The 4,834-nt window shown below is 73.7% G+C and carries 3 protein-coding genes; 2 read left to right on the top strand and 1 reads right to left on the bottom strand.

Going from position 1 to position 4,834, the window contains the following annotated elements; translation table 11 throughout:
- The first annotated feature begins 124 nt into the window (after positions 1-124).
- A complete protein-coding gene (locus HCJ92_RS22230) occupies positions 125-880 on the top strand; it encodes an SDR family oxidoreductase (protein ID WP_167935398.1) in 756 nt (251 codons plus the stop codon).
- Positions 881-1,171: 291 nt separating this feature from the next.
- Here HCJ92_RS22230 and HCJ92_RS22225 read toward each other — a convergent pair whose 3' ends face one another.
- Positions 1,172-2,383 (bottom strand): S8 family peptidase, encoded by a 1,212-nt coding sequence (locus HCJ92_RS22225; protein ID WP_245241134.1) that lies wholly within the window; start codon positions 2,381-2,383, stop codon positions 1,172-1,174.
- A 629-nt stretch (positions 2,384-3,012) separates the two neighbouring features.
- On the opposite strand from HCJ92_RS22225, the gene lysS reads away from it, so the two are divergent.
- Entirely contained in the window at positions 3,013-4,800 is a 1,788-nt protein-coding gene (gene lysS / locus HCJ92_RS22220) for a lysine--tRNA ligase (protein ID WP_167935397.1), read from the top strand.
- The last annotated feature ends 34 nt before the right edge of the window (positions 4,801-4,834 follow it).

Below are 4,834 nucleotides of genomic sequence, written 5' to 3'. Positions count from 1 at the left end.
CGGTCGGGGCGAGGCCCCGACCGCGGGTGTCCGGACGGGCCGGTGCCGCGGCCGTCTGCGACGATTGCCGCGGCGCGGTCCGCCGTTCGGGCCGTGCGGTCAGGCCGAGCAGGAGGCAGCAGTCATGGAGAAGCGCACCGCCGTGGTGACCGGGGCGAGCAGCGGGATCGGGGCGGCCACCGCCCGGCGGCTGGCGAGCGAGGGCTACCGGGTGGTGCTGACCGCCCGGCGCACCGAACGCATCGCGGCGCTCGCCTCCGAGTTGACGGCCGCCGGCCACGACGCCAGGGCCGAGGTGCTCGACGTCACCGACCGCGACGCGGTGCGCGCCTTCGCCGGGGAGCTCGGCGTCTGCCACGTGCTCGTCAACAACGCGGGCGGTGCGTTGGGGGCGGACCCCGTCGCCGAGGGCGACCCGGAGGACTGGCGTCGCATGTACGAGGTGAACGTCATCGGCGTCCTGCACATGACGCAGGCGCTGCTGCCCGCGCTGCGCGCCTCCGGCGACGGCACCGTCGTCGTGGTCAGCTCCACCGCGGGCCAGGCGGTCTACGAGGGCGGCGGTGGCTATGTCGCCGCGAAGCACGGTGCGCACGTGCTGGCGGAGACGCTGCGGCTCGAACTCTGCGGTGAGCCGGTGCGGGTCATCGAGATCGCGCCGGGCATGGTGCGGACCGACGAGTTCGCCCTCAACCGGTTCGGCGGCGACGACGCCCGCGCCGCCGAGGTCTACCGGGGTGTGGCGGAGCCGCTGACGGCGGAGGACGTCGCGGACACCGTCGGCTGGGCGGTCACCCGACCCTCCCACGTCAACGTGGACCTGCTGGTCGTGCGTCCGCGCGCCCAGGCGTCCAACACCAAGGTGCACCGGGAGCTGTGAGCCCGCGCCCTGCGGGGCCGGGCGGTCCGCCGCGCCCCGCGCGGTACGACGTGGGCCGGGGCCGGGAGCGTGTCGCTCCCGGCCCCGGCCGTGAGGTGAGGGCGGGGCCCGGCGGGGGTCGCCCGGCCGCCGGCCCGGCCCTCGACGGGCCGGCGGTTCTCCGGACGCCCCGGCGCCTTCCGGTCTCCCGGGGCGCCGGCCCTGTGAGGTGACCCGTCACCCGCCCCGTGTCGCCGCCTCGGGCGGGACCGGCGGCCGGTCAGGGGTCACGTCATCGGATGGTGTCGGCGGTCAGGGGATCTGGAGCAGTCGGTTCGGCGAGCCGCTGCCCGGGTTGGTGACCTTGCCGGTGACGGCGAGGCTGTTGATGGCGGACTTCACCGAGGCGGGGGAGGCGGCGGGGTTGTCGCCCAGGTAGAGGGCGACCGCGCCGGCGACGTGGGGCGCCGCCATCGAGGTGCCGTTGATGGTGTTGGTGGCGGTGTCGCTCGTCGCCCACGCCGCGGTGATGGCGCTGCCGGGGGCGAAGATGTCGATGGCGCCCCAGTTGGAGTAGCTGGCGCGGGCGTCGGTCGAGGTGGTGGCGCCAACCGTGATCGCCGGGCCGACGCGCGCCGGTGAGAAGCCGCTGGCGTTCTGGTTGTTGTTGCCGGCGGCTACCACGTAGGAGACGCCGGAGTTGATCGACGAGACGACCGCCGCGTCGATGACGGCGTTGGCGCCGCCGCCCAGGCTCAGGTTGGCCACCGAGGGGCCGTTGGCGTTGGCGGTCACGTAGTCGATGCCCGCGACGACGGACTGGACGGTGCCGGAGCCGAAGTCGTTGAGGACCTTCACCGAGACGATGTCGGCGGCCTTGGCAACGCCGTAGGCGGTGCCCGCGGCGGTCGAGGCGACGTGGGTGCCGTGGCCCTGGCGGTCCGAGCCGTTGCCACCGAAGGCGTCGAAGCCGAAGACGGCACGGCCGCCGAAGTCCTGGTGGCTGTAGCGGATACCGGTGTCGAGAACGAAGACGGTCACGTCGTCACCGGCGTGGGCGGGGTAGGTGTAGCGGTTGTCCAGCGGCAGGTTCGGCTGGTCGATCCGGTCCAGGCCCCAGGAGGGCGGGTTGACCTGGGTGGTCGTCGCGAGCTCGACGACCTCGTCCTGGTACACCTTGTCGACGGCCGGGTCGGCCGCGAGCCGCAGCGCGTCCGCCTCGTCGACCTCGGCGGCGAAGCCGTTGAGGACCGTGTCGTAGACGGTGCTGATCTCGGCGTCGTACTTGGCTGCCAGCTCGTCGGCGGCCGGCGAGTCGGCGGCGACCGTCTCGTCCAGGACGACGATGTAGCTGCCGGCGACGGTGTCGGCGGCGTCGGCGTTGAGGATGACGCCGGTGGCGTCGTCCGTGGTGGCGTGGGCCGCGCCGGGGAGCGCGAGACCGACGCCGAGCGCCAGTACGGCCGCGGTGGCGGCGGCGGTGCCGAGGGTGCGGCGGTGGGGGCTGGTACGCATCGCTGACATCGAGGGAATTCCTCCGCTTGATGGATCCGAAGTGCGCTGAAGACTGGTTTTTTGACGGAGCGTGGCCACAACAATTCACTCCGTCGTTCGAAAGATTTGCCGAAGTAAGGGAAATCGACAAGGGGTTGCGTCTGGTTGTCACGCGCATGTCACAAGTTCAACATCTGATACCAGCTCAGAAGCGGAGATTGCGGTCACCCTGTTCCGGAACGCGCGCTGACTGGTTGACCTGGTTGTGCCCATGGCGTGACGGGGTGCCACCGGCCTCCGAGGCAGCCCCCGCCTCGCGGCCCCTCCGCCCCCTCCGTCCCATCGGCCCGGAGCCGGGCCCGCCGGGCCGGCGCCGGCGGACGGCCGCGTCCCGCCGGTGGGCATCCCACCGGCACGCGCCGCCCGAGCCGGGTGCGCGAGCGCGCCGGGGACCTCCGACCGGTGCCGCCCGACCGGGCGGTGAGGGGTCGGGATGCCGGGGACCGCCGGCCCCGGGCCATCCGCACGGCGGGCCGGTGGCCACGTGTGACACTAGGGGGGTCCACCTGCCGGGCCCGGGTGCGCCCGCGGCCCGCGAGCCGCCGCGTCCCGCCTCCGCGGAGCGGCGCGCGCCGTTCTCCGGAAGGAAGTAGACCACTGTGGCTGCCGGTGCCGAGACCGACTGGGTCTCCCGATCCGCTGATGACGTCATCGCCGAAGCGGAGCGCCGCGCGCCCGGGAAAACGATCGTCTGCGCGTCCGGACTGAGCCCCTCGGGCCCGATCCACCTCGGCAACCTGCGCGAGGTCATGACGCCGCACCTCGTCGCCGACGAGGTCCGCCGCCGCGGTCACGCGGTCGAGCACATCATCTCCTGGGACGACTACGACCGGTTCCGGAAGGTGCCCGCCGGTATCCCCGGCGTGGACTCCTCCTGGGAGGAGCACATCGGGAAGCCGCTGACCTCGGTCCCCGCACCCCCAGGCTCCGAGCACCCGAACTGGGCGGAGCACTTCAAGGCCGCGATGATCGGCGCCCTCGCCGACCTCGGCGTGGAGTTCCGCGGCATCAGCCAGACCGAGCAGTACACCTCGGGCGCCTACCGTGAGCAGGTCCTCCACGCGGTGCGCGAGCGCGCCGCGATCGACGCGGTGCTGGACCGCTACCGCACCAAGGACCGCGCGCAGGACGGCGGCGACGCCCCGGCCGGCCCGCCGCAGGGGCAGCGGAAGCCGCAGCAGCAGAAGAAGGGCAAGCAGGGGGCGCAGCAGCCGGCCGACGAGGCCGAGCTCGCCGCCGCCGAGGGCTCGGGAGCGGCGGAGGAGGACGACGGCAGCGCCGGCGACGCGGGCTACTTCCCGTACAAGCCGTACTGCGCCGTCTGCGAGCGCGACCTGACCACCGTCACCGCCTACGACGACGACACGACCGAACTGACCTACCGCTGCGCCTGCGGCCACGGCGAGACCGTGCTGCTGAGCGAGTACGACCGCGGCAAGCTGGTCTGGAAGGTCGACTGGCCGATGCGTTGGAAGTACGAGGGCGTCGACTTCGAGCCCTCCGGCGTCGACCACTCCTCGCCGGGTTCGTCGTTCGTCGTCGGCGGGCAGATCGTGCGCGAGGTCTTCGACGGGGTGCAGCCCATCGGCCCGATGTACGCCTTCGTCGGCATCACCGGCATGGCGAAGATGTCCAGCTCCAAGGGCGGCGTCCCCACCCCGGAGGAGGCGCTGCGGATCATGGAGGCGCCGGTGCTGCGGTGGCTCTACGCCCGCCGCCGCCCCAACCAGTCCTTCAAGATCGCCTTCGACCAGGAGATCCAGCGGCTCTACGACGAGTGGGACGCGCTGGCCCGCAAGATCGACGAGGGGCAGGCACAGCCGGCCGACCTCGCCGCCCACCGGCGTGCGGTCGGCACCGCCGCCGGTGAGCTGCCCGCCACGGAGCGGCGCGTCCCCTACCGGACGCTCGCCTCGGTCGTGGACATCACCACTGGCGACGAGGACCAGACGCTCCGCATCCTCGCCGACCTGGACCCCGACGCCCCGGTCACCGACCTGGCGCAGGTCCGGCCCCGGCTGGACCGCGCCGCGCAGTGGATCGCCACCCAGGTGCCCGCCGAGCAGCGGACCCGGGTCCGCGAGGAGCCCGACGTCGAGCTCCTCGCCTCCCTCGACGAGGAGCAGCGGGCCTCCCTCGCGCTGCTGGTGGAGGGGGTGGACAGCCACTGGTCGCTGGAGGGGCTGACCACGCTGGTGTACGGCGTGCCGAAGGTGCGGGCCGGGCTCGCCCCGGACGCCAAGCCGACCCCGGAGCTGAAGGTCGCCCAGCGGGCGTTCTTCGCGCTGCTGTACCGCCTGCTGGTCGGTGTCGAGACCGGGCCGCGGCTGCCCACGCTGCTGCTGGCCGTCGGTGCCGACCGGGTCCGGCGGCTGCTCGGCGCCTGACCCGGCCGGCCGCCGGCGGCCCGGTGGCCGGGCC

The sequence above is a fragment of the Streptomyces spiramenti genome (assembly GCF_012034385.1).
In the GTDB taxonomy this organism is placed as follows: domain Bacteria; phylum Actinomycetota; class Actinomycetes; order Streptomycetales; family Streptomycetaceae; genus Streptomyces; species Streptomyces spiramenti.
Note: the sequence above shows the minus strand (reverse complement) of the source record. Positions and strands in the feature narration are given on the sequence as shown.